This window comes from Aminobacter sp. P4_D5 (genome assembly GCF_056401815.1).
In genome coordinates, this window is the sequence record NZ_JBFUIP010000536.1 from 1 (window position 1) to 838 (window position 838).

Below are 838 nucleotides of genomic sequence, written 5' to 3' on the forward strand. Positions count from 1 at the left end.
CCGCGATGCCCGCGCCGATGCCGGCGCCGCCGCCGGTGACGAGGGCGGCCTGCCCGGAAAACCTCATGCGGCGCCCTCCATCACGATGACACGTGCGGGGGCGCCATCGCTGTCCGGAAGCTTCAGGGGAAGACCGATCACCGTGTTCCGCGGCTGCGTCATCGCGCCCATGTTGCAGAGGTATTCGAACATGATGATGCCGCGCGCGAGCAGGTGGTAGTGCGTGACGTGCTCGGGCAGCGGCGGGCGCTTCTCGCCGGTCAGGAAGTACCGGATGCAGTGATCCTGCGGGAAGTCGAAGCCGACGGCCTTGATGCCCTGCTCGCGGAGCCAGATGGAGGCCTCGGCGGTCATCCAGGGGGCGTTGAGCCAGAACTCCGGTGTGTCGATGCTGGCTCGCTCGTCCCAGCGGGCGCGGATCAGGGCGAAGTCGCCGGGCTGGAGGTGGGCGCCGGCCCTGGACAGGGCTTCGGCGGATATCGCGGTGTTGGCCGGCACGTCGGAGATATCCAGGACAGCGCCGGGGCCGGTGGTCATGTCGAGGGTGATGGCATCGGTGGTGAAGCCGTCGGGGTCGACGTGGCGCGGGCTGTCCATATGGGTGAAGGCGTGGACGTTCCAGCCGGCCCAGGTGGCCTGACCGCCGCCGGTGGCGTGCGTCTTGGCGAAGCGCCGATCGACTTCCCAGCGAAAATGACTGGTCTTGATCGGCGTGGAGAGGTCGATGAGTTTCATGTGGATCTCATAGGATGGGGTCCAGGGCAAAAAGCCCTGACGGGGGCTGGCCGCGAAGCGGAGATGGCGGGCAGCGCCCCTCGTTCAAGCGTCTTTCCAGGGC

Annotated in this window: 1 protein-coding gene; it reads right to left on the reverse strand. The window is 67.8% G+C overall.

The annotated features are described in order from the left end of the window. Positions 1-63: 63 nt before the first annotated feature. Positions 64-735 carry a cyclase family protein gene (locus AC1DWF_RS33345; protein WP_476842780.1) on the reverse strand — a complete coding sequence of 224 codons (672 nt, stop codon included), beginning with the start codon at positions 733-735 and terminating at the stop codon, positions 64-66. Positions 736-838: the final 103 nt, after the last annotated feature.

What these genes read in the sequence shown, in the direction of transcription:
- AC1DWF_RS33345 (WP_476842780.1), bottom strand. Translation starts at nt 735, where the DNA reads ATGAAACTCATCGACCTCTCCACGCCGATCAAGACCAGTCATTTTCGC.